At 68.8% G+C, this 25,789-nt stretch carries 18 protein-coding genes, 1 tRNA gene and 2 pseudogenes; 8 read left to right on the forward strand and 13 right to left on the reverse strand.

All coding sequences use genetic code 11. The features are described 5' to 3' along the window. The 3 genes from AB4Y99_RS18065 to AB4Y99_RS18075 all read right to left on the reverse strand — a co-directional run. Window positions 1-1,547, reverse strand: a 1,547-nt coding sequence (locus AB4Y99_RS18065) for a peptidoglycan L,D-endopeptidase MepK (RefSeq protein ID WP_441524286.1), incomplete at its 3' end; no start/stop codon positions are given. A gap of 322 nt (window positions 1,548-1,869) precedes the next feature. Then, window positions 1,870-3,906, reverse strand: coding sequence for a L,D-transpeptidase family protein (locus tag AB4Y99_RS18070; protein ID WP_441524287.1), 2,037 nt, complete (start codon window positions 3,904-3,906; stop codon window positions 1,870-1,872). A gap of 105 nt (window positions 3,907-4,011) precedes the next feature. Then, window positions 4,012-5,508 carry a sigma-54-dependent transcriptional regulator gene (locus tag AB4Y99_RS18075; RefSeq protein ID WP_038363032.1) on the reverse strand — a complete coding sequence of 499 codons (1,497 nt, stop codon included), beginning with the start codon at window positions 5,506-5,508 and terminating at the stop codon, window positions 4,012-4,014. 214 nt (window positions 5,509-5,722) lie between these two features. On the opposite strand from AB4Y99_RS18075, the pseudogene AB4Y99_RS18080 reads away from it, so the two are divergent. Continuing rightward, window positions 5,723-7,341, forward strand: a pseudogene (locus AB4Y99_RS18080) (M3 family oligoendopeptidase). 110 nt (window positions 7,342-7,451) lie between these two features. On the opposite strand, the gene AB4Y99_RS18085 reads toward AB4Y99_RS18080, so the two are convergent. Further along, the gene (locus AB4Y99_RS18085) at window positions 7,452-8,990 is read right to left on the reverse strand and encodes an outer membrane beta-barrel protein (RefSeq protein ID WP_162720073.1); all 1,539 of its coding nucleotides are present in this window, start codon (window positions 8,988-8,990) and stop codon (window positions 7,452-7,454) included. Between the two features lie 172 nt (window positions 8,991-9,162). Here AB4Y99_RS18085 and AB4Y99_RS18090 point away from each other — a divergent pair, with 172 nt between their 5' ends. The 6 genes from AB4Y99_RS18090 to AB4Y99_RS18115 all read left to right on the forward strand — a co-directional run bounded on the left by AB4Y99_RS18090 (window position 9,163) and on the right by AB4Y99_RS18115 (window position 16,325). Further along, window positions 9,163-10,137, forward strand: a complete 975-nt coding sequence (locus AB4Y99_RS18090) for a KpsF/GutQ family sugar-phosphate isomerase (RefSeq protein WP_441524288.1) — start codon at window positions 9,163-9,165, stop codon at window positions 10,135-10,137. Between the two features lie 91 nt (window positions 10,138-10,228). Next, window positions 10,229-10,675, forward strand: coding sequence for a MerR family transcriptional regulator (locus AB4Y99_RS18095; RefSeq protein WP_441524289.1), 447 nt, complete (start codon window positions 10,229-10,231; stop codon window positions 10,673-10,675). A 448-nt stretch (window positions 10,676-11,123) separates the two neighbouring features. After that, on the forward strand, window positions 11,124-14,513 hold the full coding sequence (locus AB4Y99_RS18100) for a helicase-related protein (protein WP_441524290.1): 3,390 nt from the start codon (window positions 11,124-11,126) through the stop codon (window positions 14,511-14,513). A 20-nt stretch (window positions 14,514-14,533) separates the two neighbouring features. Beyond that, the gene (locus AB4Y99_RS18105; protein WP_038363042.1) at window positions 14,534-14,842 is read left to right on the forward strand and encodes an RNA-binding S4 domain-containing protein; all 309 of its coding nucleotides are present in this window, start codon (window positions 14,534-14,536) and stop codon (window positions 14,840-14,842) included. Window positions 14,843-15,012: 170 nt separating this feature from the next. After that, window positions 15,013-15,348 (forward strand): ferredoxin FdxA, encoded by a 336-nt coding sequence (gene fdxA, locus AB4Y99_RS18110; RefSeq protein WP_038363045.1) that lies wholly within the window; start codon window positions 15,013-15,015, stop codon window positions 15,346-15,348. Window positions 15,349-15,725: 377 nt separating this feature from the next. Next, window positions 15,726-16,325 carry a CarD family transcriptional regulator gene (locus AB4Y99_RS18115; protein WP_441524291.1) on the forward strand — a complete coding sequence of 200 codons (600 nt, stop codon included), beginning with the start codon at window positions 15,726-15,728 and terminating at the stop codon, window positions 16,323-16,325. A 106-nt stretch (window positions 16,326-16,431) separates the two neighbouring features. Here the strand turns inward: AB4Y99_RS18115 and AB4Y99_RS18120 are convergent, their stop codons facing one another. Both AB4Y99_RS18120 and AB4Y99_RS18125 read right to left on the reverse strand, forming a co-directional pair. Further along, window positions 16,432-17,916 (reverse strand): M48 family metalloprotease, encoded by a 1,485-nt coding sequence (locus tag AB4Y99_RS18120; protein ID WP_441524292.1) that lies wholly within the window; start codon window positions 17,914-17,916, stop codon window positions 16,432-16,434. A 3-nt stretch (window positions 17,917-17,919) separates the two neighbouring features. Then, window positions 17,920-18,711 (reverse strand): hypothetical protein, encoded by a 792-nt coding sequence (locus AB4Y99_RS18125; RefSeq protein ID WP_441524293.1) that lies wholly within the window; start codon window positions 18,709-18,711, stop codon window positions 17,920-17,922. Between the two features lie 28 nt (window positions 18,712-18,739). Here AB4Y99_RS18125 and AB4Y99_RS18130 point away from each other — a divergent pair. Then, a tRNA-Arg gene (locus tag AB4Y99_RS18130) sits at window positions 18,740-18,816 on the forward strand. Between the two features lie 599 nt (window positions 18,817-19,415). On the opposite strand, the pseudogene AB4Y99_RS18135 reads toward AB4Y99_RS18130, so the two are convergent. From AB4Y99_RS18135 to rlmH, 7 genes and pseudogenes are all read right to left on the reverse strand, one after another. Next, window positions 19,416-19,862 (reverse strand): annotated as a pseudogene (locus tag AB4Y99_RS18135) (TenA family protein); the annotation flags it as partial. A gap of 1 nt (window position 19,863) precedes the next feature. Beyond that, complete coding sequence (locus AB4Y99_RS18140; protein ID WP_441524294.1) at window positions 19,864-20,508, reverse strand: TenA family protein; 645 nt, start codon at window positions 20,506-20,508, stop codon at window positions 19,864-19,866. A 135-nt stretch (window positions 20,509-20,643) separates the two neighbouring features. Beyond that, window positions 20,644-21,168 (reverse strand): RNA pyrophosphohydrolase, encoded by a 525-nt coding sequence (locus AB4Y99_RS18145; RefSeq protein WP_038363066.1) that lies wholly within the window; start codon window positions 21,166-21,168, stop codon window positions 20,644-20,646. Further along, window positions 21,165-22,412: a divergent polysaccharide deacetylase family protein gene (locus tag AB4Y99_RS18150; protein ID WP_441524295.1), complete on the reverse strand. Its 1,248-nt coding sequence runs from the start codon at window positions 22,410-22,412 to the stop codon at window positions 21,165-21,167. Before AB4Y99_RS18150 ends, AB4Y99_RS18145 begins: the two co-directional genes overlap by 4 nt. Before the next feature lie 121 nt (window positions 22,413-22,533). Further along, a complete protein-coding gene (locus AB4Y99_RS18155; RefSeq protein ID WP_112763119.1) occupies window positions 22,534-23,925 on the reverse strand; it encodes a S41 family peptidase in 1,392 nt (463 codons plus the stop codon). Beyond that, window positions 23,925-25,268, reverse strand: coding sequence for a murein hydrolase activator EnvC family protein (locus AB4Y99_RS18160; protein WP_112763105.1), 1,344 nt, complete (start codon window positions 25,266-25,268; stop codon window positions 23,925-23,927). The genes AB4Y99_RS18155 and AB4Y99_RS18160 overlap by 1 nt, the downstream gene beginning before the upstream one ends. A gap of 14 nt (window positions 25,269-25,282) precedes the next feature. Then, window positions 25,283-25,765, reverse strand: a complete 483-nt coding sequence (gene rlmH / locus AB4Y99_RS18165) for a 23S rRNA (pseudouridine(1915)-N(3))-methyltransferase RlmH (protein ID WP_441524296.1) — start codon at window positions 25,763-25,765, stop codon at window positions 25,283-25,285. Window positions 25,766-25,789: the final 24 nt, after the last annotated feature.

Genomic DNA, 25,789 nt, shown 5'->3' on the forward strand with positions numbered 1-25,789 from the left:
ACCGTGGCGAACAGCGAATCGAGACCCAAGCGGTCCATGCCGACCGGCTCTTCGGGATCGGCGGCGACCGGTACCGAGCGTTCCGTGGCGGTCACGTAGCTGACGCCGCCTTCGCGCGGGCGGACCGGCGGCAGGCTCGCGGTCACGAGCCTGCCCTCGATGGCGGGAGAGGCGGCGTTTCCGCCATCGGCCGGGCGCAGGGCGGCGAGCGCCGCATCGGCGAGGCCGGTCGGCCGGATCGGCGGCAAAGGCGCATTGGCCGGCGTCCCGGCGACGACGAGGCTCTCCGGGGCGGCCATCGCGTCCGGGCGGCGCGGCGGCAGCGAGGCGAGGACGAGCTTCTGCTCGGCGCCCGGGCCGGTCTGGGCGAAGGCGAGCGGGCCGGCGGCGCCGGGAAGCGATGCGACCTGCACCGCCGGCTCGTCAGGCGGTGCGCTCAACCCGCGCGGCCGGGCGAGCGGCAAGGGCGCGTCGATCAGTTGCGGACGATTCTGGGGCGCGGGCTGCGGCGGGGCCGCGGCGGCGATCGCCGCAGGAGCGGGCTCAGGCTGTGCCGGGGCCGCCTGCACCGGGGCCTGCTGCGGCGCGATGCGCTGCGAGCGTTCGCGCGTGAGCGCCTGCGCGGCCGGATTGGGCGCGGCGGYGACGGCGAAGCGGCCGCCATCGGCGGCATTGCTGTCGACATAGCCGGTATTGGCATAGGCCATGACGGCCGGCTGCTGGCGGGTGCCGCGGCGGCCACGCGCGGCGGGCCGGGCATCGGCCTCCTCGTCGTCGCCGCCGAAGAGCGAGGCCCACAGGCTCTTGCCGCCGGAGGACTGGACGGCGCCCTCATCGGCATCGGCCACCGCATAGCCGCCGACCGAGCCGCCGCCCGACAGGATCTCGGCCCTGGCGAGCTCGTAGCCGGCAAGTGGCTGGCCGTCGGCCGGGATATGCACGGTCTTCTGGTCCGGGAAGAGCCGCACGAGCTGGTCGCGCGTCATGCGCGGCCAGGAGCGCACCGAGCCGACATCGAGATGGACGAAGGGGGTGTGGGCGTTCGGATAGAAGCCGACGCCGCCGCGCTGCAGCCGCATGCCGATCTCGCGGATGCGGGCCGTCGGCACGTCGGGCAGATAGAAGTCCATCGCCTTGCCGAGCATGTGCTGGCTGTGCTTGGCGACGGCGCGCGAGCGGCGGCGCAGCATGGCGTTGGTGTTGGGCGAGCGATAGGCKGAGACGACGTGGAAGGGCTGCTCGGAACCGAGCTGGCGCTGAACCTCCCAGACGACGTCGAACAGGCGCGGGTCCATCCKGATCGGYTCGTCGMTGCGCCAGTCGCGCAGGGCCCAGTTCAGCTTCTCGAGCGCGGAGGAAACGTAGCGACCATCCTGCTTGAAGGTGACGGTCGTCTCCTCCTTGGTATGCATGTGCAGGATGGTGATGGTACGCGTGTCACCGTTGGCGACGGCATTCTGCGTGCCGCGAATGCCGAGCAGGGATGCGGCGACTGCGAGGCAGACCATCGCGACGCGGCGGCGCGCTGGCTTCGAGCCGAAGCGCAACCAACCTGGAATCGTGGCGTCTGTCCTGCCCAATCTGTCTGACCCGTCTCGGTGCCCCCGCCGAAGCGGTATGGTGAACGTGAACGAACAGTTGCGGAGAAGCGTTAACGACCCGTTAGCAAGCCGCCCAGCGCCGCGCCAGGAATTTCTGGGAACGTTTGGCTAAAGACGGATCGTGGCGAAAAGGTGCCCAACCGGCGGCCGGGCCCCAATTCGGCCGGATTCTCCACAATCGGGAGCCTGTTCGAAGTTCTGCGAGCCCTGGTCCCGAGGCGGCCGCGGCGCGGCTGCTCGGGACGAGGCCGAGAGATCCGGCGGGCCGTCAGCCCTGCTGCTCCAGCGCCTGCCGCACGAGACGGTGGAAGCCGTAGACGTCGTCGAAGCGGGTGATATGGCCGTCCGCGCCGATGACGATGGTGTTGTAGACGAGGTGGATCGGCAGCGGCTGCGGCAGGTTGATGCGGCGCTCGCCCTTGCCGATCAGCTTCTTCAGGCGCTCGCTCGTCCATTCCGGCCCGAGCACCTGGTCGGCCAGCGCGAAGGGGTCGTCGACGCGCACGCAGCCATGGCTGAGGGCCCGCCGCTCGCCGGCGAAGAGCCGGCGGTTCGGCGTGTCGTGCAGATAGACCGCATGCTCGTTCGGGAACATGAACTTGATCCAGCCGAGCGCGTTACGCTCGCCGGGCGGCTGGCGCACCGAGATGCCGCCGCCCTTGGTGCGGGTGACGACATAGCCGCGCTTGGCCGCATAGTCCGGATCGGCCGCCAGCCCCGGCAGGAACTCCTTCTTCAGGATCGAGGGCGGCACGTACCAGGACGGGTTGACGATGACGTGGTCCATCTTGTGCGAGAAGATCGGTGTCGCCGAATCCGGCTTGCCGATGATCGCGCGGGCCTCGTGGATCACCTGTCCGTCGCGGATGACGCGCACGCGCATCTCGGGCACGTTGACCATGATGTGCTTGGCGCCGAGATCCGGCGGCAGCCAGCGCCAGCGCTCCATCTGGGCGACGATGTCCTCCTCGCCCCTTGCCGTCGCGGGCTTGCCGAGTGCGGCGAGGGTGCGCTCGCTGAGGATGCCGTTGGCGGGCAGGCCGGCTTTCTTCTGGAAATCGGCCAGGGCCAGCGAGGTCGAGCGGTCGAAGACCGAATCGTCGCTGGAGCCGAGGCCGAGGCGGGCGCGCACCAGCGGCACGCGCTCGTCGCGCATGCCGAGCTTGAGCGGCGGCCCGGCCGGGATGCGCACCAGCGGCGTGTCGTCGAGATGCTCGCGCAGTTCGGCGAGCTTGGCCTTGAGGCGGCGATATTGCTCGTGCGGCGGGTTGTAGGCGGCGAGCACCGCGCCGGCATCGGGAGCGCCGGCGAGCTCGGAGAGCACCTCCGTCGCCGAGGGCAGGTAGAGCGTCGGCGTGATCAGCTTGGAGAGGCGGCGCGGATCGAGGCGGCCGCCGCGCGCGTCGCGGGCATAGAGCACGGCGAGCGCCGAGAGCCGCACATCGGCCTCGGCGAGCTTGGCCTTGTCGCTCAGCTCGAAGACCGGAAGGGCGTAGTCGGTCGGGCGCAGGCCATCATCGGCGGCGTGCTCGAGCTGGGCGACGATGCGCTTGCCGGCGGCGGTCCAGCCCTTGGCGTCGATCCAGAACGGCTTGTTCTCGTTCGCCTGATAGGCGGCGAGGATCTCGCCGCGCTCGCGCTCGCCGAGGCGGCGCACCGCGACGCCGTCATTGGCGCGCGCCGCGATATCGGCGGCGAAGGCGAGGCCCGGCGGCACGTCGACCACCACCTTCGGCATCTCGGGCGGCGGAACCAGCGACGGGATGGCTTCCAGCGGCCCGGCGGCCGGGGCGGCTGCGGGCGGCGCCACCGTCACCGAGGCAGTCACGGGCTTGTCCGGAGCCGGCAGGGCCGGGGCGGCCTGGACGGGCGCGGTCTCGGCGGGAGCAGGGGCGGGCGCCGGCTCGGAGGATTTCGAGGCCGGCACGAGCGCCGGGTCCAGCGCCGGCACCTCGACCTGCGGAATATCGAGCGTGACCGGTTCGGTTTCCGTCTCGACGGGGGCCGTGGCATCGACCGAGGCGGCACCGCGCAAGGTTGCGCCGCTCTTCACGGTTCCGGTGACGATGTCGCCGTCGGAGGGGCGGTCCGTCGCCGTCTGGCCGGCAGGGGCCGGCTTCTCGGCGTCAAGCAGCTTGAGCTGGGGCGTCTCGGGCAGGGGCACGCCGGTCGCCGGATCGGTGGCGAGGGGGGCTTGGGCGAGGGGGGCTTGGGCCGGAGGCGTTTGGGCAAGCACCGGAGCGCAGCTCAGCATGATGGCCAGGGCGGATGCCGAGGTCAGATTCGCCCAGTGGCGACGAGGCATAGTCGCTATCCCGATGAATGCCGGATCACGCCCATTCCTGCGTGACTCGGTTTGCTTCCACAAGATGCGGCGGCGCAACAGGCCGCCACTTTGATTCGTCGCAGCTCAGGCCGCGTCGGTTTCCTCAGGATGGCCGTCGCTCTCGATCAGCCCGTAATCCTTGAGCTTTCGGTAGAGCGTCGAGCGGCCGATGCCGAGCTTGCGCGAGACCTCGGACATGTGCCCGCGGTAATGCGCCAGCGCGAAAGTGATGATGTCGCGCTCGAGATCGTCGAGCTTGCGCATGTCGGAGCCGGAGACGAGCTCGAGCGAGTTCGGGTCGCGCACCGGCATGTGGATGATGCGGGGAGCGGCTTCGGCCTGCGCATCGGCCGGGCCGAGCTGGGCCGGCGCCGGCGGGATGCGGACGTCGTAGCCATCCATCTGCGCCGCGATCTGCGGGAACTCGGCGACGCCGAGCTCGCCGCCATCGGCCAGGACGACGGCGCGGAACATGGCGTTCTCGAGCTGGCGGACATTGCCCGCCCAATCATAGCTCGCGATCAGGGTCATCGCCTCGCTGGAGATGCCGCTGAGCTTCTTGCCCTCCTCGGCGGCGAAGCGGGCGAGGAAGCCGCGGGCAAGGTCGGGAATGTCCTCGCGGCGCTGGCGCAGCGGCGGCAGCGTGATCGGGAAGACGTTGAGGCGGTAGTAGAGATCCTCGCGGAACTCGCCGCGCTTCACCTGATCGAGCAGGCTCTTGTTGGTGGCGGAGATGACGCGGATGTCGACCCTGACCGACTTCTTGCCGCCGACGGGGTCGACCTCGCTCTCCTGGATGGCGCGCAGCAGCTTGACCTGGGCGTCGAGCGGCAATTCGCCGACCTCGTCGAGGAACAGCGTGCCGCCATTGGCCTCGACGAATTTGCCGAGATGGCGCTCGGTGGCACCGGTGAAGGCGCCCTTCTCATGGCCGAAGAGGATGGATTCGACGAGATTGTGCGGGATCGCCCCGCAATTGACCGTGACGAAGGGCTTGCCCTTGCGGTCGCTGGAGCCCTGGATGGCGCGGGCCAGCACCTCCTTGCCGACGCCGGATTCGCCCTCGATCAGGATCGGGATGTTCGATTTCGCCGCCCGTTCGGCCAGGCGCACGACGCGGGCCATGTCGGGGCTCTTGGTCGCGAGGTCGCGGAAGCCCAGCGTGTTGGAGGCGCGGCGCTTGATATGGCGCAATTCGTGTTCGAGGGCGCCGAGCTTCAGCGCGTTCTTGAGCGAAACCTGGAGGCGCTCGGCGCCGACGGGCTTGACCACGAAATCGACGGCGCCGGCGCGCATGGCCGTGACCACGGTCTCGATCGAGCCGTTCGCCGTCTGCACGATGACGGGCTTGTCGATCTCGCGTTCGCGCAGCGTGGCGAGCACGCCCATGCCGTCGAGGCCGGGCATGTTGAGGTCGAGCACGATCGCGTCGATCGCGTCGCCATCCGGGCCGGCGATCAGCGCGACGGCCGCCTCGCCATTCTCCGCAACCAGGACGCCGTAGCCGAAACGCTTGAGCATCGCGTCGAGCAGGCGGCGCTGGACGGGATCGTCGTCGACGACGAGAACGGTGGCGGTCATGACACCTCGAAAGACGGCGCAACAGGACGGAAAGGCTCGGCTCCGAAAGGAATCGCCTGTTCCGTTCTGGGGCATCGTCGGCCAGAAGAGTTAAGCGGAGTTTAAGCGCGCCGGCCGGGCCCGTCATCAGCGCTGCGGCAGAACGCCCGAGATTGATCCCCGGCCCCATGCTGGCCTAAGTGGGGCACACCCGATGCCGCGAGACGGAGAGAGCATGTTCTTCCAGACGATGCGAGGCGAGACGGTTCACGGCCAGGCGGCGGCGCATGGCGGCGGCGTCGCCCCCGACAAAGCGCTCGGCGACCTGCCGGAATGGAACCTGGACGATCTCTATCCCGGGATCGATTCCGCCGCCTTCCGAGCCGATCTCGACCGCGCCTTCACGCAGGCGCAGGCGCTGGCGGCGGGCTATCGCGGCAAGCTCGCGGAGCTGGCGGGGCAGCCCGATGGCAGCGCCCTGCTGGCCGAGGCGGTCAAGGCCTATGAAAGCCTGAGCGACCTGCTCGGGCGGATCGGCGCCTATGCGGGCCTGGTCTATTCCGGCGACACCACCGATCCGCAGCGCGCCAAATTCTATGGCGACACGCAGGACAGGCTGAACGCCGCCATCACCGAATTGCTGTTCTTCGAGCTTGAGCTCAACCGGATCGAGCCGGACTTGCTGGCCAAGGTCGCCGGCGAGGCGCCGCTCTCGCATTGGAAGCCCTGGCTCGACGATCTCTCCAAGGACAAGCCGCACCAGCTCGACGACCGGCTGGAGGCGTTGTTCCACGAGAAGTCGATGACGGGCGCGGCCGCCTGGAACCGCCTCTTCGACGAGACCATTGCCTCGCTGCGTTTCGACGTCGATGGCGAGGAGCTGACGCTGGAGCTCACGCTCAACAAATTGCAGGACGCCGATGGCGAGGCGCGCCGCAAGGCGGCGGAGGCGCTGAGCAAGGTCTTCCGCAAGGAGCTGCGCACCTTCGCGCTGATCACCAACACGCTGGCCAAGGACAAGGAAATCTCCGACCGCTGGCGCAAATTCGAGGATGTCGCGGATTCCCGCCATCTGGCGAACAGGGTCGAGCGCGAGGTCGTGGACGCTCTCGTTTCAGCGGTGCGCGAGGCCTATCCGCGGCTGTCGCACCGCTATTATCGCCTGAAGGCCAAATGGTTCGGCCGCGACGCGCTCGATTTCTGGGACCGCAACGCGCCGCTTCCGGAAATCGAGCAGCGCAGCATCCCCTGGACGTGCTGGCGGCACCCAACGGCGCCCTGATGGCGCCGACGCCATTGACGCTGGCGGAGACGGCGAGCGTCTTCGGCGAGATGCTGACCTTCCGGCGCCTGCTCGACACGACCAGCGACCCGAAGCAGCGCAAGGCGATGCTGGCGGCGAAGGTCGAGGACATGATCAACACGGTCGTGCGCCAGATCGCCTTCTACACCTTCGAGCGGCGGGTCCATGAGGCGCGTCGGCAGGGCGAGCTCACGGCCGAGGCGCTGTGCGATCTCTGGATGGGCGTGCAGGCGGAAAGCCTTGGGCCGGCGATCCGGCTATCGAGCGGCTACGAGCCGTTCTGGTGCTACGTCCCGCACTTCATCCATTCGCCCTTCTACGTCTACGCCTATGCCTTCGGCGATTGCCTGGTGAACTCGCTCTACGGCGTCTACCAGAGCGCGGCAGAGGGCTTCCAGGACCGCTATTTCGCCCTGCTCGCGGCCGGCGGCAGCAAGCCCTATGGCGAATTGCTCAAGCCTTTCGGGCTCGATGCGAAGGATCCGGGCTTCTGGCAGATCGGGCTCAAGATGATCGAGGGGATGATCATCGAGCTGGAGGGGATGGAGTGAGGCTTGCCGTCATGGTCGGGCTTGCCCCGACCATCTCGGAAACCAGTGCCTTCTCGTCCTGAGATTCTCGGGTCTCCGCTACGCTTCGCCCGAGAATGACGCCGCGGCGACTAGAACTGCACCCTCAAGCCCACCTGCGAGACATTCGCGGTGTAGTCCGATCCCACCGCCGTCGAGTTCAGCCGCTCATGGGTGAAGCTCGCGCGGATCGCGAAGGTGCGGGTCAGCTTGTATTCGATCCGCGCGCCGACATTCAGGTAGTCCTCGCGCAGGCCCTGGCCCTCATATTCCGTGCGGCTGAAATTGGTGAAGCCGGTGAGCGTGAGGTTGCGGCGCAGCGCGTGGGCGATCTCCAGCGTCGCGCGCCGCATCGTCGTGCCCGACGAGCCGGCGATGGTGGTGTCGCCGAGCTGGGCGGTGCCGCGCAGCGTCACCGTGGTCAGCGGGGTCGGCGACCAGAGGATCGAGGCGTCGCCGACGAAGCCGCGCAGATCCTTCAGCCTGTTATCCTCGTAGCGCCGGTTCTGGTAGCCGCCCGAAACCTCGCCCTTGAGCTGCTGGCTGAACTCGAAGGTCGAGCCGATGCTGCCGGTGATGCCGTCGGAGGAGCGCATATAGCCGCTCGAATCGGTCTTCTCGTCGAAATCGCGCCGGTCGATCTCGGCCTGGACATAGGGCTTGAAGCCGGGCGTGACCTCATAGGCCGCGCGCAGGCGCAGGCCGTAATCGGTCATGTTGCGGTCCTTCTGGGAGAGGATTGCACCGCTCGTCAGCCTGGCATCCTCGAAGTCGCTGCGGTCGGCCGAGCCGCGCAAGGTGAGCTGCAGGCGGTTGAAGTCCTGCGTCACGCCGGCCGAGCCGCCATATTGCCAGACCTGCGGGCGGCCCTGGACATTGGCGTTCAGGTCCGGTGAGCCGGGGCGCTGGGTGTCGAGCTTGAGGCGCGATTCGAGCAGGATGTGGGTGTCGCGCGTGGCGTCGAGCCTGAGGTCGAGATTGCCCTCGGCATCGGGGCGCGAGGCGTTCCGGTCACTGAAGTAATCCATGTAGCCGGCGCGCAGCTTGCCCTTGAGCTCATGCACGTTCCAGTCGGACTGGACCTCCACTTCCGCGTCATAGCGCTGGAAGACCGAGCCCTTGGTGCCGGGCGTCGCGCTGCGCTGCGGGTTGGTGTCGTAGCCGGTCGAGCCGGTGATCGCCGGCTTCAGCGTGACCGCGCCCAGCCGCAGGCCGAGCGGCGCCCAGGGATCGTCCTCGGCGCTCGCGCGGCGCCGGCGCGGGGGAGGCGGCAAGGCCGCTTCCGGCGCGGGCAAGACCGCGACAGGCGGTTGCGGCGGGCGGAACTGGCGCTGCGTGGTGCCGCGCAGGGCCGGCGGCTGCAGCGGCCGGCTGGCACGCGGCGGCTGGCGCCCGGAGATGGCGGAAGGCTGGCCCTGGACGAGGGAGGCCGGRTCGCGGATCGCCTGCGGATCGGGGGTGGCGGGCGTGAGCGGCTGTTCCGGCGGCGCGGGAGGCTGCGCGACATAAGCCGGCGTTCCCGTCCTGAGCCCGGCGCGCGGCGCCTGCTGCGCGCCTGCCGGCAGGCAGCCGAGCGCCAGGGCCGCCAGCGCGGAGCCGGACAGAAGCAGGATCTTGGCGCGGCCTGACACGGGCTTCGCGGGGCTCCAGGGCAGCAACAGGTGACAGCAATGGCTGGCGCGCCCGGCAGAGGGCGCATGGTTAACGCAGTTAGAACGAACAGGGTTAAGGAGCCGTCAACGCGCCGGCCGCGATCGCCGCGGCGGTGGAAATCCCGCATCGCCCCGTGCTAGAGCGCGCGCCATGACCGAAAACATCCGCGCCTCGGCGCTCCGCACCATCGCCACGGAACGGGCTGGGCTCGACACGCTCCATGCCGCCCTCGCCGACGGGCTCGGGCAGCCCTTCACCGAGGCCGTCGCGATGATCCTGGCCGCGAGCGGCCGCGTGATCGTCTCCGGCATGGGCAAGTCCGGCCATGTCGGGCGCAAGCTCGCCGCGACCCTGGCCTCGACCGGCACGCCCGCCCATTTCGTCCACCCGGCCGAGGCGAGCCATGGCGATCTCGGCATGGTCAGGCCGGAGGATGTGGTGATCGCGCTGTCCTGGTCGGGCGAGACGGCGGAGCTTGCCGCGCTCGTCGGCTATACCCGCCGCTTCCGCGTCGGGCTGATCGCCTTCACCGCGAATCCCGAGAGCACGCTCGGCAAGGAGGCGGATGTCGCGCTGATCCTGCCCAAGGCGACGGAGGCCTGCCCCAACGGGCTCGCGCCGACCACCTCGACCACCATGCAGATCGCACTCGGCGATGCGCTGGCGGTGGCGCTGCTGGAGGCGCGCGGCTTCTCGCGGCAGGATTTCTTCGTCTACCACCCCGGCGGCAAGCTCGGCGCGCAGCTCAAGACGGTCGAGAGCATCATGCATCGCGGCGCGGAACTGCCGCTGATCGGGCTGGACACCGCGCTGCCCGATGTGATCGCCATGATCTCGGAGAAGAGTTTCGGCTGCGCGGTCGTGATGGATCTCGACGGCAGGCTCGCCGGGGTCGTCACCGATGGCGACCTGCGCCGCAAGGCGACGATGGCAGGCGGTGCCGCGCTCAGGGCGCGCGATATCATGACGCTGAATCCCCGTCGCATCGGCCCGGATGCGCTCGCCGTCGAAGCGTTGGAGCTGGTCAATCGCAGCCGGATCACCGCGCTGATCGTCGTGGACGAACAGGAGCGGCCGGTCGGGCTCGTCCATGTCCACGACCTGTTGGCGATGGGCGTCGCCTGAGCCGCGACGTCGTTCCGGGGCCGGGATGCCCTTGCCAGCGGCGCGCGGCCATCTATCTAAAGCTCCAGAAACTACAGCTTTGGAGGTTGCGATGGTTGCGACGGCACGGCTCGAACGCGTGATGCCGATCGGCGCGCTGGCAGAGCGCACCGGCGTCAAGGTCGAGACCATCCGCTATTACGAGCAGGTCGGGCTTTTGCCGCCGCCGGAGCGTTCCGAGGGCAACCAGCGCCGTTATGGCCGGCGTCATGCCGAGCGGCTCGCCTTCATCAAGCATGCGCGCGATCTCGGCTTCGCGGTGGACAATATCCGCACGCTGCTCAGGCTTTCCGACACGCCCGGCATGGCCTGCGACGAGGCGCATGCGATCTCCGCCGGTCATCTCGAAGAGGTGCGCGACAAGATCGCCAGGCTGCGCTCGCTGGAAAAGGAGCTGGAGCGGATCGCCACCACTTGCTCGGGCGGCGTCGCCGCCTGCGATTGCGCCATCATCGAGGCGCTGGCCGATCACRGCCAATGCGATCACGCCCGCCATTGAGGCGGTCTGGCGATGTGAAGCTTCAGCCGGCCGGAACAGCGGCCGTCATCCCGGATCGGCGCGACTTTGCCGCTTGTCCGGGATGACCGTGCGTTTTCATCGGGTGGGGCTCGATGTCGATTGCCTCTCGTTTCCGCGCCGGAAAGTCTTAAATAGGAACTGCGCCGGACGGCCTCGCCGTCCAGTTTTCGGGTTGGCAAGAGGGCGGGCGATGCCGGTATTGCGTTTGTCGGCGGGCTTCCGGCCCGGCGAGGGGAACAAACCCCGATTCTCCGGGAGTCAGCGATTCGGGCTCGCTTCGTTCCGGAGTCGTTCTTGCCGGAGTTCTTCCTGCCTGAGTCGTTCCGACAAGACCCGTTCCTGATTTCAGTTCACGCACCCGCCCGGACGGCTGAGGCTCGCATCGAGCCGGTGTCGCCCGGATGGACGAGATGATCGGCCCTTCGCCTTGCAGCTCTTTCGTTCGTTGCCTCCCGCCGCCCGCGCCAACAGCGTCACCGCGGTGCTCGGACCCACCAATACCGGCAAGACCCATCTCGCCATCGAGCGCATGGTCGCCCATCCCACCGGGATGATCGGCCTGCCGCTGCGCCTGCTGGCGCGCGAGGTCTATCAACGGGTCGTCGACAAGGTCGGGCCGGAGGCCGTCGCCCTCGTCACCGGCGAGGAGAAGATCAAGCCGGAGCGGCCGCGCTTCTGGGTCTGCACCGTCGAGGCGATGCCGCGCGACCTCGCCGTCGATTTCGTCGCGATCGATGAGATCCAGCTCGCCGCCGATCTCGACCGCGGCCATGTCTTCACCGACAGGCTCTTGAACCGGCGCGGCCGGGCCGAGACGATGCTGATCGGTGCCGGCACGATGCGCCCGCTGATCGAGCAGCTCATGCCGGGTGTCAATGTCGTCACGCGCCCACGCCTGTCGCAGCTCACCTTCGCCGGCGACCGCAAGATCACCCGTCTGCCGCCGCGCTCGGCGATCGTCGCCTTCTCGGTGGAGGAGGTCTACGCCATCGCCGAATTGATCCGCCGGCAGAAGGGTGGGGCGGCGGTCGTGCTGGGGGCGTTGTCACCGCGCACGCGCAATGCCCAGGTCGAGATCTACCAGTCCGGCGATGTCGATTATCTCGTCGCCACCGACGCGATCGGCATGGGGCTCAATCTCGACGTCAATCACATCGCCTTCGCGGCGGACAAGAAATTCGACGGCCATCATTTCCGCAAGCTCAACCCGGCCGAGTTCGGCCAGATCGCCGGCCGGGCCGGGCGGCATCTGCGCGACGGCACCTTCGGCACAAGCGGGCGCTGCCCGCCCTTCGACGCTGAGCTGGTGGATGCGATCGAGAATCACCGCTTCGAGCCGATCCGCCAGATGCAGTGGCGCAATTCCGATCTCGACCTGCGCTCGGTCGGCGGCCTCCTGGACACGCTGAACATCCAGCCTTCCGAGCAGGGGCTGACGCGGGCGCTGATCGCCGAGGACATGACGACGCTGGAAATCCTGGCCAGGGACCCCGACATCGCGCCGCTGGCGCATGGCCGGGCTGCGGTGGAGCGGCTCTGGGAGGTCTGCGGCCTGCCCGATTACCGCAAGATCTCGCCCATGCAGCATGCCGATCTGGCGACGACGCTGTATCTCAGGCTGATGCGCCATGGCCGGCTCGATGCCGACTGGTATGCGGCGCAACTCGGCTCGCTCGACCGCACCGATGGCGAGATCGACACGCTCTCCGCCCGCATCGCGCAGGTCCGGACCTGGACCTATGTCGCCAACCGGCCCGACTGGTTACCTGATCCTGAGCATTGGCAGGGCATGGCGCGTCTTGTAGAGGACAAGCTGTCGGATGCTCTGCATGAGCGTCTGGCCCACCGATTTGTCGATCGGCGCACCAGTGTCCTGATGCGCCGCTTGCGGGAGAATGCGATGTTGGAGGCTGAGGTCACTGCGACGGGCGACGTGCTCGTCGAGGGCCAGCATGTGGGAATGCTGCAGGGCTYCCGCTTCACGGCGGACCCGAAGGCGGGCGGGTCGGAGGTTAAGGCTCTGAACCTCGCGGCCATGAAGGCGCTCGGTTCCGAGATCGAGGCCCGGGCCGCGCGCGTCGTGCTGGCGGGCGACGACGCCTTCCTGCTCTCGCATGACGGGCTCGTGCGCTGGACCGGCGAGCCTGTGGCGCGCCTCGTCGCCGGCGAGAAGGTGCTGGAGCCGCGGCTTCGCCTGCTGGTCGAGGAGCATCTCAACGGGGCTGCGCGCGAGCAGGTCGAGGCGCGCCTCACGCTCTGGCTGAAGAATCACGTCACCCGCCTGCTCGGCGCGATCCAGATCCTGGAGGCGGCCGAGAACGTCGCCGGCATCGCTCGCGGCATCGCCTATCAGACGGCCGAGGCGCTCGGCGTGCTCGAGCGTTCGAAGGTCGGCGAGGAGATGAAGGCGCTCGATCAGGAGGGCCGGGCGGCGCTGCGCCAGCTCGGCATCCGCTTCGGGGCCTTCCACATCTACATGCCCGCCCTGCTGAAGCCGGCGCCGCGCGCGCTCGCCGCCCAGCTCTGGGCGCTGAAGCATGGTGGGCCGGAGACGGCGGGGCTCGACGACATCGCCCATCTCGCGGCGTCCGGCCGCACCTCCTTCCCGGTCGACAAGGTCGTGCCGAAGGGGCTCTACCGGGCGGCTGGCTATCGCGTCTGCGGCGAGCGGGCGGTGCGCGTCGACATTCTGGAACGTCTCGCGGACCTGATCCGCCCGGCGATCGCCTATCGTCCCGGCGCCACGCAGGGCACGCCGCCGGCCGGCAGCGCCGATCAGGACGGCTTCGTCGTCACCGGCGCGATGACCTCGCTCGTCGGCTGCGCCGGCGAGGATTTCGCCTCGATCCTGCGCTCGCTCGGCTATGTCTCGGTGAAGCGTCCGGGCCCGGCGATCACCGTGCCGCTGGCGCCGCCGCCGGCCGCCACCGAGCCGGCCAAGCCGGTCGAGGCGAAGGCGAGCGACGAGACGGCCGAAGACGCTGTCGGCGAGACGCCGGTCGCGGCCGCTGCCGACGAGGCCGTGCCGGCCGATGGCGCGGTGTCGGCGGACGCTTCCGAGGAAGCCGCTGCCGTCGTCGAGCCGGCCGAGGCCCTGAACGAGGGCGCGCTGGCGGAAGGCGAGACGCCTGTCACCGAAGCGCCTGCCGTCGAGACGGCGGATACGCCGATCCTCACCGAAACCGAGCTCGACGCGGTGCGCGAGCCTGTGCCGGCCGATGCGCTCTCGGCCTTGCCGGCTGCGCCGTCGGCTGAGGTTGCGGATGCAGCCGCGGAGGCCGAAATCGCTGCCGAAGCTGCGCCGGCCGAGCCCGAGCTCATCGAGATCTGGCGGCCGCATCGCCACCAGGGTGGGCGCCGGCCCGAGCATGCTCAGCGCGGCCGGCAGGACGGCCCGCGCCGCGAGGGCGAGCGCCGTGGCGGTGACCGTCCGCAGCGCGAGGGGCGCCCCGGCGGCCCGCGTCGCGACGGGCGGCCCGAGAATCGTCCGGCTGCCGCGGCAGCGGGCGAGGGTGCCGCTCAGCGCCAGGAACGTCCGAACCAGGATCAGCGCCCCCGCCGTGACGAGCGTCCGCGCTCCGATGAGCGTCCGCGTCGCGAGGATCAGCCGCGGCAGGGTCACCCCGAGGGCGGTCGCGGCCCGCGCCCCGACTTCAAGCGCGACGGTCGCCCCGGCGGCCCGCGCCGCGAGGAGCGTGGGGGAGAGCGCTTCCAGCAGCCGCAGCGCCCGCGCCCGGCCAATCGCGAGCCCGATCCCGATTCGCCCTTCGCCAAGCTGGCCGCGCTCAAGGCGCAGCTCGAAGGCAGCAAGACCTAGGACCCGGGGAGGCGTAGCCGTTGCGGGAGCATCGTCAACGCCTCGACAAATGGCTCTGCTTCGCGCGCTTCGCGCGAACGCGGCCGGCGGCCGTGCGTCTGGTGGAAGACGGCCATGTCCGCATTGCGGGGCGGCGAGCCGAGAACCCCGCACAGGGGCTCAAGCTGGGGGACGTGCTGACGCTCGCCCTGCCGCACGCCACCGTCGTCGTGCGGATCCTGGCCTTCGCCGAGCGCCGGGGCCCGTTCGAGACGGCGAGGCTCCTCTATGAGCGCCTCGACGAAGGCGGCGACGATCCCTCTCTTGCGGAGGGCGAGGGAGGCGACTAAATCCGGCCGCTATCGCCTGCAGGGCTGATATGCGGCCATGCGGCGAACGAATTTCTCCCAGTGGATGCCGGAAGGGCAAAGTCTTCTGCCGAGCCCGGCGAAAACAATCTTGAAACCTGCGCCTGTCGGGGGTTTATGAGGTTGTTTAGAAGTGTTGGAAGGGCCGGCCCATGACCTATGTGGTCACCGAGAACTGCATCAAGTGCAAGTACATGGATTGCGTCGAGGTTTGCCCGGTCGACTGCTTCTATGAAGGCGAGAACATGCTCGTCATCCACCCCGACGAATGCATCGATTGCGGCGTCTGCGAACCGGAATGCCCGGCCGAAGCGATCAAGCCCGACACCGAGCCCGGCCTCGAAAGCTGGCTGCAGCTCAACACCAAATATGCTGCGAGCTGGCCGAACATCACGCAGAAGAAGGACGCCCCGGCCGACGCGAAGGCGTTCGACGGGGTCGCCGGCAAGCTCGAGATGTTCTCGCCCGAACCGGGCGAAGGCGACTGATTTTCGCCGCTTCGGACGGTCCGTTCTGCGTTAACCATGACCGTGCCGCGCGCATGGCGGCGGATGGCTGCCCGCGTTTACCTTTGATTCGGCGTGTTTTTTGTGCTACACACAAACTCAGTCGAATTCGTTCCGCATGCCCCCTGCGAGGTTTTCACAAACGGGGCGTTCCCAAAGATCGCGTGCAACATGAAGGGCCGGCGGCTTTTCGCCGGAACAATCCGTTGTTCGCTTCTGTGGGCGAGATGAACCAATCGACTGAGGGAGCGTGAAGCGCCGCATCACCGCGTCGCGTCAGGCGGAATGTCCCCGGCCATCCGGACGGGGACGGATCATCGCGCGCCCGCCACGGCGGGCCGGTCAGGAGTCGTAACGGCATGTCTACGGTGAAGAAAGCTGCTGTGCGCCAGGGTTTCAAGACGGGCGAATACGTCGTCTATCCGTCCCATGGCGTCGGACAGATCACGGCGATCGAAGAGCAGGAAGTCGCCGGCTTCAAGCTCGAGCTGTTCGTGGTGAGCTTTGCCAAGGACAAGATGACCCTGCGCGTTCCCACCGCCAAAGCCATCAGCGTCGGGCTGCGCAAGCTCGCCGATGCCGAAGCCGTCACCAAGGCGCTGACCACGCTCACCGGCCGCGCCCGCGTCAAGCGCACCATGTGGTCGCGCCGCGCGCAGGAATACGAGGCGAAGATCAATTCGGGCGATCTCGTCGCCATCGCCGAGGTGGTGCGCGATCTCTATCGCTCCGAGGCCCAGCCCGAGCAGTCCTATTCCGAGCGCCAGCTCTATGAAGCCGCCCTCGACCGCATGGTTCGCGAGATCGCGGTCGTCGACGACGTCACCGAGATCGAGGCGCTCAAGAAGATCGAGGGCCAGCTCGCCAAGTCGCCGCGCCGGGTCGGCAAGGGCGAGGCCGTCGAGGCGGATGCCGAGCTCGAAGGCGACAACGACGATCTGCAGGAAGAAGCGGCCTGAGCCGTTCCTGTCGGATCCTAGAATGCGAACCCGGCGGGCGACCGCCGGGTTTTTTGTTTGCCGAGCCTTGCTTCGTCGCGCTCGCAATGACGGGTGAAGGCGCCCGCTACTCGCCGATGACCTTGTAGCGCTGGCCGGGCGTGAGCGCAGCGGCGCGGTCGAACCCGTTCAGGAGCTGGAAGAGCTCGGCCGGCCGATCCTGCTCCGGCATGCGCTCCGCCATGCTCGCCACCGTGTCGCCCGGCGCCGCGTTGACGATACGGATGCGCAGAGGCCGGGCGGTCTGCGCCTCGGCCGGCGTCAGGGCCCGGAAGCTCTCGACGATGCTGCGCATCGGGCGTTCCGGATCGCCGGCGCCGCGCGCCGCCAGGATGAAGCGGTAGACGCGGTCTCCGAAATGCACGGCCGCCAGGCGGAACGTCCAGTCCGTGCCCTTGCCATGGGCGATGACGGCGGGCTGCCCGCCCATCTCGATCTTCTCGATGCCGGTCGTCTCGACACCCTCGATCCAACCGGCCGCGACATAGGATTCGAGCGTCTGGTCGGGCTTGAGCGTCACGGAGTCGAAGCGCAGGGCCTGCGCGCCATTGGCGCTGACGCCGATGACCATGTCCTGCGCCGCTTCGAGGCTGAAGCCGTCCGGCGCCGAGAAGGAGATGCGCAGCGAGCTGTTCACATAGCGCCGGCCGCGCACCACGCCGTCGCGCGGATCGTCGCCATAGGCGAGGCCGTCGATGGCGGTCAGCCAGCGGCCGGCATCGTGCTCGCCCAGGCCCGGCGCGGCGATCTGGCGCGCGGCGGCGGTGACGGCGGCGATGCGCTCCGGCGTCTGCGGATGGGTCGCGAGCATGTCGAGGCGCTTGTCCTCCGCACTCTGCTGCTGCTGTCCGCTGTTGCGGAAGGCGGTGTTGCGCCCGAGCGTGTTGAGGAAGCGGCTCGCGCCGYAAGGGTCGTATCCGGCGCGGGCGAGGCTGGTCACGCTGATCTTGTCGGCCTCGAATTCCTGTTGGCGCGAGAACCGGGCGAGGGAGAGCTTCGAGCCCGCCTGGACCGCGGCGCTCTGGTTCGGATCCTTCAGCACCTGCGAGACGACTTGGTTGACCAGGGCCGATTCCGCCTCCTTCTCGGCGCGCTGGACCGCATGCTGGGCGGTAACGTGCCCGATCTCATGGGCGAGGACCGAGGCAATCTCCGAGGTGTCGTTGGCGAGCGCCAGCAGGCCGCGCGTGACGTAGAGCCGGCCGTTGGGCAGAGCGAAGGCGTTGACCGCCGGCGAGTTCAGGATGGTGATCTCATAGGCGCCGATCTGGCCGTCGCTGGTCTTGGCGAGGCGCTGGACGATGTCGTCGAGCGCGGCCTTGGTGCGCGGCGCGCGATATTCCCCGCCGAAGGCCGCGAGCAGGCGCTGATGCTCCTGGTCGGAGGCGCGCTGGACGGGGCTGATGCGCGGCGCGATCTCGCCGTCGCCCGACATGCTGGCCGGCAGCACGGAGGTCTGGTCGCCGAAGCACCCGGCGAGCAGCAGCGCGAGGGCAAGGGCGCCGAGCCGCTTGCCCCGTCCTGCGAACCGTGTTGGCCAGACTTTCCGCATCCCTCAGTCGATCAGTTCCAGCGCGGCGCGCGAGGTGACTTCGAGCAGAAGGCCACCGCGGCCCGCGAGCACGCCATAGGCTCGCAGGCGTTTACCGCCGAGTGCAGCCGGGGTCCAGCCCGCCTCCTTCAGTTCGCGCCAGAGCTTGCGTGACAGAACGATCGAGGCCGCCTCCCCGGGCCGGCGCGAAAAGTTCAGATAGGTCCGCTGCGAGCGCTCGCCCACGGACGCGATCCGGCCTTCCAGCATGACGTAGCGCCCCTCCTGCCCCTTGACGGCGGCGAGATCATGACCGTCGATCGCCAGCGGCGTCAAACCTTGGGCCGCCGGCGGCAAAACTTGCGAGGCAGAGGTTACCTTTGTCTGAATCGCGGTGGGGCCGGGCGCGCAACGCGCTACCTGCGCTTCTGCCAGGGGCAGGGCGGCGCCGCTCTTCTGGAGCAGTTGCGCGATCTCTTCGCGCCCGGCACCGGGCGCGGCCTCGAGGAAGAGGCGGGCCGGCCAGCGACCCCAGCGATCCTTCTCGCCGGTGATCGCAAGCAGGATGTTGCGGCCGAGAAAGGGCGCGAGCCCGGATCGGAAACGGGTATCCTCCGCCGCATCCTGGCGAGGTGCCAGGCCGACCAGCCGCAAGGCGCGGCCATCGGCCAGGAGCGGATCGCCGGCTGCGTCGAAGCCCGAGAGGCGTGCCGGTACCGTCTCGACCGCCTCGACGCCGCAGGGCGTGGCCGAGCGGGCGGCAAGCGGCAGGGCGCCGAGGAGCCACAGGCCGAGAAGAAGGGGCTTCACCGTCATCGTGGTTATGCTACAGGGAGTTTCGTGCGTCCCGGTAGCTCAGCAGGATAGAGCAACGGTTTCCTAAACCGTAGGTCAGGGGTTCGAATCCCTTCCGGGACGCCATTTTACCCTCCCGTTCCCATCTGAGAATTGGCTCGGCCATGGCATCGGGCCGGACGGCGGAATCCGCTTTTCCCGAACCATCCGATACAACACCAGGCAGATCGATCGCCGTTATCGCGCCCGGCAGGGCGCGCGGCGATCTAGGCGTCAGGTTTCCGGCAAGCTATGCAGGGGGCATGGATACCGTCGCGCCGCAAGAGCTGTTCTCCCATGTCCGCATCGTCATGGGCATGGTGATCGGCCTCGGCATCACCCGCATGCTCCTGGGCATTGCCGGCTTTATCCAGCATCCCGGCCGCAATCGCGTCTCGCTGCTGCACATGCTCTGGGTCGGCTCGATCCTGCTCGAGCTGGCGCTGTTCTGGTGGTGGGAGTTCGCGCTGTCGCGGATCCCGAGTTGGAGCTTCGGCGTCTTCCTGTTCCTGATCGGCTATGCCGTCGTGCTCTATCTGCTCGCGGCCCTGCTCTTCCCGGATTCGATTGCGGAATATGCCGGCTACGAGGATTTCTTCATCAAGCGGCGGCGCTGGTTCTTCGGGCTGCTCGCCGTCGCCTTCCTGCTCGACGTCGTCGACACGCTGATCAAGGGGCTCGACCATTGGAGCCAGCTCAGCAGGGCCGATCTCGGCATAGCCGATGACGCAAGGCGCGAGCGCGACATGCAGGTCGAGCAGGTCGCCCGCCATGCCGCAATCGAGCACGAAGCGGGTATAGGCGATGGTGGCCTGATGCTCCGGCGCGGCTTCGATCGCCTCGGGCGAGAGGCCCCAGCGGCCGCAGAGCCGGACATGCAGATCCATCTCGACATCGAGGATGGCGTCGAGGCCCGCCTTGGCGGCGCGCATATCGGCGAGGCTGCGGCCCTTGTAGATCGCCAGCGCATAGGCGCGCGCGAACTGGATCAGGAAGAGATAATCCTGGACGAGGTAGTCGCGGAAGGCCTCCTGCGGCAGGGTGCCTGCGCCCATCCGGCGGACGAAGTCGTGATCGACGTAAGATTGCCAGTCGCTGCTGGCTGCGGCCTTCAATCGCGCGAAGAGATCCATCTCAGTGCTCATAGGCGGAGTCGAAAAAGGCCAGCTCAAGCGCGACCGAGCGCAGGAAGAAATCGCGGCTCAACGCCGCCTCGGCCGGGCCGACGCGGTCGAGTTCGGCGCGCAGGAAGGCGACGAAATCGCGGAAGTCGGGATTGTCGTGCAGGGTGATCCATTCGGCATGGACGAAGTTTTGCGGCAGCGGCGCCGTCGCCTTCGTCGCCCAGTCGAGATAGAGCCACTCCGCCACGTTCAGGACGGCTAGGGCGGCGGCGTAGGAGCGGGTCGCGGCGGCGTCCCGCATGATCGCCTTGAAGCCGGCCGTGGCCTGCGTGTCCGGGCGCTGCTCGCGCTCGGCGGCGGTCACGCCGAGCGCCTCGAAGGCGCGCAGGAAATAGGTGTTCTCCTCGCCTGAGACCATGCCGATGAAACGGCCGAAGCGCAGCCGCGCCTCGAAGCTGTCGGTGGTGGCGACGGCCGCGCCGAGCAAGGTGAGGAAGGCGTCGAGAAAGCGGTGATCCTGGATCAGGTAGCGCGCCATCACGGCGTCGGAGACCGTTCCGGAGAGCAGCTCGCGCACGAAGCGATGCTCCGTCGCCTGCGACCAGAGCGGCTCGCTCGCCTGCCGCAAGGTCTCGCTGAAACGTTCGGTCATCATGTCGTCTCCGGAAGGGCACGCATCACGGCAGCGCCGGATCCGGGCAATCTAGGCGCGCCGGGAATTCCGCTCAACTCTTTGTTCCATATGGAAAATTGGAACAGTTCGAAGATGCAGGGCAGCCGCCGTGGGCGATCAGGCGGTTGCGGTTCCGGCCTTCGCGAAGGGGGCGAAATGGCGGACGACCTGACGGTAGACGCCCTGCTTGAAGGGGATGATCAGCTCCGGCGTCTCGGCAAGCGGGGCCCAGCGCCAGGCGTCGAACTCGGCCTTGTGGCCGCCGGCGGGCGTGAGGATGTCGATTTCGCTTTCGGAGCCGGTGAAGCGGAAGGCGAACCAGCGCTGCGCCTGGCCGCGCCAGCGGCCTTTCCAGGCCTCCTGGCCGATATCGACCGGCAGATCGTAGCTCAGCCAACCCGGCGCCTCGGCCAGGAGCTCGACGGAGGTGATGTTGGTCTCCTCCTGCAATTCGCGCCGGGCGGCTTCCAGCGGCGTCTCGCCCTTGTCGATGCCGCCTTGCGGCATCTGCCAGGCATGGCCGGGGGCGACATGCTCGCGCTTGGTCTTGTCGGCGCGCCGGCCGATGAAGACGAGGCCTTCGGCATTGAACAGGGCGAGACCCACGCAGGGGCGGTAGCCTTCGGGGGCGGCGTCGGTCATCGCGGAGATCCGGTCGGGAGAGAGCTTGCGGGGCGCGAGCCTGGGCCGAGCGAGCCTGTGCTCTTGGGGTTGCGGAAACCCCGCGCGGCGCTCACCGGCACGATCGCGATCTTCTTGGCTTCGAGGGATTGCGCCCATTGCGCGATCCGCTCGATCGAGACGGGCAGGGCGCTCGCCGCCGCGACGACGATGCCCTGGTCGCGCGCCATCGCTTCCAGATTGGCGAGCTCCTTGTCGATGGCGTCGGCGCGCGCCACCGTGTCGATGGTCCGATCGATCCTGAGCGCCGGGATCTGGGCGCGGCTGGCCGCCGGCGCGAGCTGGCTGCGCGCCGAGGAGCCGTCATCGACGACCAGGAGCCCGCGCCCGGCGAGATCGCGCAGGATCGGCGAGAGGGCGCCTTCATCCGCCGTCAGCCGGCCGCCGAGGAAGTTGATGATGCCGACATAGCCAGTGAAGCGGCCGAGCGACCAGTGCAGCTTGTCGAGATTGTCGGAGGCCTTCGGGCCGGTCAGCAGCGTATGCGGGCCGGGATCGTTGTCGGGATAGTCGAAGGGCTCCATCGGGAGCTGGAGCAGGACCTCGTGCCCCTCGCCACGGGCGCGCTGGACGGTGCGCTCCAGCTCGGTGCCATAGGGCGCGAAGGCGAGCGAGACCTGCGGCGGCAGCCGCGTGATCGCATCCGACGTGCCGCTCTGGCTGATGCCGAGGCCGCCGACGATCAGCGCCACCCGTCCGGCCGGCTTGGTCGCGGGGGCCGGGCCGAGCGGGCGGGCGTAGATCTGCGCCGGGGTGGCGCCGTCCGGTGCGGTCTTCGGCAGCAGGCCGTAGCGCGTGCGCTCGACGAGGCGGTTATCGGGGGCCGGGGCGAGCTTGATCGGGCCGGCGTCGTCGGGAACGGTGATGATGATGGCGCCGGGTGCGTCCGAATCCGGGCGGTAGACGGTGACGCCCGCATTGCTCTCGAGCTGCGCGGCGCTGGCGGGGCCTCGCGGACCGGGATTGGTCCCGGGGTCCGGGCCGGCCGAGACGGCGACCGGCGGTGCGGCGCGCTTCTCGATGCTCGCGACGGCCATGGGTTCGCCACCATCGGGATCGCGGCGCAGGGCGACGACGAGGAGGAGGCCGAGAAGCACGGTGCCGACGAAGCCGGCCGCGGCGGTCGCAAGCCAGCGCCCCCACGGCCTGTTCGCGCGCGCAGGCTTGTCCTGGCCGAGCGGCCGGTTGAGGTCCGTGAGCGGCATTCCGGCCAAAGGTCAGCCGTCCTAACAGATTGCGACGCGGACCCGAATCAGTGGTCCGCGCGCTAGTCTTGTCGTCTTAGCCGCCCGCCGTCGAGCCCCGAGGCGCGCTCGGGGCCGCTCGTCAGGGCTTGGGCGCTTCCGGCGTGGCCGGCGCCGCGGGGGCGGCCGGAGCGGGAGCGGGCGTTGCGGCCGGGGTCTCGGCCGGCTTCTGGGCGAGCGCGGCGGCATCCTTCTTCACGCCGTGAAGCAGGTCGATCGCCGCGATGAGCTGCGTGTCCTTCTTGGGATCGTTCGGGACATAGGAGCTCGAGCCGGACTGTTCCTCGCCCTCGCCGGCCTTGAGATGGCCCTTGAGTGCGGCTTCGCCCTTGTTGTCGACGAGCTTGTCCTTGAGCTCGGCCGGGATGTCCTGCAGCACCTCGATGTCCGGGGTGATGCCCTTGGCCTGGATCGAGTTGCCCGACGGGGTGTAGTAGCGCGCTGTGGTCAGGCGCAGGCCGCCATTCGAGCCGAGCGGGATCACGGTCTGCACCGAGCCCTTGCCGAAGGAACGCGTGCCGATCAGCGTGGCGCGCTTGTGGTCCTGCAGGGCGCCGGCGACGATCTCGGCCGCCGAGGCGGACGAGCCGTTGATCAGCACGACGACCGGCTTGCCCTTGGTGAGGTCGCCCGACTTGGCATTGAAGACCTGCGTCTCCTCGGCGTTGCGGCCGCGGGTCGAGACGATGCGGCCGCGCTCGAGGAAGGCGTCGGAGACCAGCACGGACTGGTCGAGGCGCCCGCCGCGGTTGTTGCGCAGGTCGATGATGTAGCCTTTGAGCTTGTCGGCGCCGATCTCGCTGGTGGTCTTGTCGATCGCCTTGCGCAGGCCGTCATAGGTCTGCTCGGAGAAGGTGCCGATGCGGATATAGGCGATGTCGCCCTCGACGCGCTCCTCAACCGCCGGAACGACGATGGTCTGGCGGGTCAGGGTGAAGTCCAGCGGCTCCGTCTTGCCGGGGCGCTCGACCTTCAGCGTCACCTGGGTGTTGATCAGGCCGCGCATCTTGTCGACCGCCTGGGTGAGGGAGAGCCCCTTCACCTCGGTGCCGTCGATCTGGCGGATGATGTCGTTGGCGAGGATGCCGGCTTTGGAGGCAGGCGTGTCCTTGATCGGCTTGGCGACCTTGAGGACGCCGTCCTCCATCGTCACCTCGATGCCGAGCCCGCCGAACTGGCCGCGCATGTCGGTGTCCATCTCGCGGAAGGACTTGGCGTCGAGATAGGAGGAATGCGGGTCGAGCGAGGAGACCATGCCGTTGATGGCGGCCTCGATCAGCTTCTGCTCGTCGGGCTTGTCGACATAGTCGGTGCGGATCTTCTCGAAGATGTCACCGAACAGGTTGAGGCTGCGATAGACCTCGGCCGAGGCGGCGACGGCGCTGGTCGAACTCAACAACCGCGTCTGGGTAGCCAGTCCGGTCAGGCCCGCGCCCATGATGGCGCCGGCGAGAACGAGAGAAACCTTGCGCATCATCCGCGAACCTTTTCGCCTTGCGATTTCGTCCACCACGGCGTCGGATCGACCGAAACACCGTCTTTTCTGAATTCTATATACAGGACCGGCTGGCCGGTTCCCACTCCTACTGTCGTCGCCGCAGCTTCCGATGTTTCGCCCATCACCGCAACCGGCTCGCCGGCGAGCACGAACTGGTTGAGGGCGACATCGATGCGCTGCATTCCTGCCAGCAATATGTAGTATCCGCCGCCGGCATTCAGGATCAAGAGCTGCCCGAAAGAGCGGAACGGACCCGCATAAACCACCCAAGCGTCAGAAGGCGCCGAAACTAGGGCGCCGGAACGGGTTTCCAGTGAAATCCCGCGCGTGGTGCCGCCGGCGCCGTCCGCATCGCCAAAACCACGCAATCGTGAACCCGCGGCGGGCAGCGAGAGCAGGCCGCGGGCGTCGGCGAAGGCGATCTTGGGGGCGAGCCGGGCCGGGTCCTTGAAGGCGAGCGCGGTCATGCGTTCGCGCTGCTCGCGGGTTTCCTGCTCGATCGCCTGGCGGGCCGCCTCCGCCGCCTTGCTCGCGACGGAGATCTCCTTCTCGATCTTCTCGACGAAGTCGCGCATCGAGCGCGCCTGGCCGGCGAGCTGGTCGCCCAGCGCCTTCTGYGCATCGACATCCTTGGCCGCGCTGGCCTCGCGCTCGCGCCTTGCCTCGATCAGCGATGCCAGGCGCTGGCGCTCGGCCGCGAGCTGTTCCATCTCCGCGCCGATCCGGGTCTTTTCCGCGGCGATGTTGTCGCGCAGCCGCACCAGCTCGGCGAGGTCGGTGCCGAGAATCTCGACCTCCTGCCGCAGGTCCGGCACCACGGCGCCGAGCAGCATCGAGGCCCTGACCGCCTCGAGAATATCCTCGGGCCTGACCAGCACGGCCGGCGGCGGGCGCCGGCCGATGCGCTGGAGCGCCGCCAATACCTCGGCGATCAGCCCGCGTCGGCTCTCGAGCGAGCGGCGGATTGCCGCCTCGCTGGATTGTGACAGAGCGAGCCGCTTCTCGAGGTCGCCGAGCTTCTCTTCGCCGGCCTGGGTGCGGGCCGTCGTGTCGAGCAGGGCCTTGTTGAGCGCGGCGCGGTCGGCGCGGATCGCGGCGATCTCGCCTTCGAGCTTGCGGCGGACTTCGATATTGCCGTCGAGGCGCTGCTCGATGGCCTTCAGCTCGGCCTCGCGCGCCTGCTTCTCGACGAGCTTCTGCATCGCCTCGCGCTGGAAGGCGTCCGGATCGGGCGGGGCGCTCTGGGCGAGCAACGGCGATGCCGTGCCGAGGAGCAGGGCGGCAGCTAGGCCCAGACGGGGGAGCGCGGTGCGAATCATCGGCTAAGCGCGAGTCATACGCGATGATAGGGGTGCCCGGCGAGGATCGTCATCGCCCGGTAGACCTGCTCCAGCACGAGCGCGCGCACGATCTGGTGCGGCAGGGTGAGCGCTCCGAAGGCGAGCGTGATGTCGGCGCGGTCGCGGATCACCTCGCTCAAGCCGTCGGCACCGCCGATGACGAAGCTGGCATGGGCGGTGCCGCCATCGCGCGCGGCAGCGAGGCGGCTGGCGAAGGCTTCGCTGCCGAGATTCTTCCCGCGCTCGTCGAGCGCGACGATCAGCCCGGGCGACGGGAGCCTGGCGAGGATCGCCTCGCCCTCGTCGCGCTTGCGCTCCTCCGGCCGGCGGCCCCGGCTTTCCGGCAATTCGACGATCTCGGGACCGCTGAAGCCGATGGTCCGGCCGAGCGCCACCGCGCGCTCGCGGTAGCGCTCGCAGAGCTCGCGTTCCGGCCCGTCCTTGAGCCGGCCGACCGCAATAAGCGCGAGCCGCATGAGGGTTTCGACCCTATGCTGAGA

The sequence above is a fragment of the Allobosea sp. TAB14 genome, assembly GCF_052113865.1.
In the GTDB taxonomy this organism is placed as follows: Bacteria; Pseudomonadota; Alphaproteobacteria; order Rhizobiales; family Beijerinckiaceae; genus Allobosea; species Allobosea spartocytisi.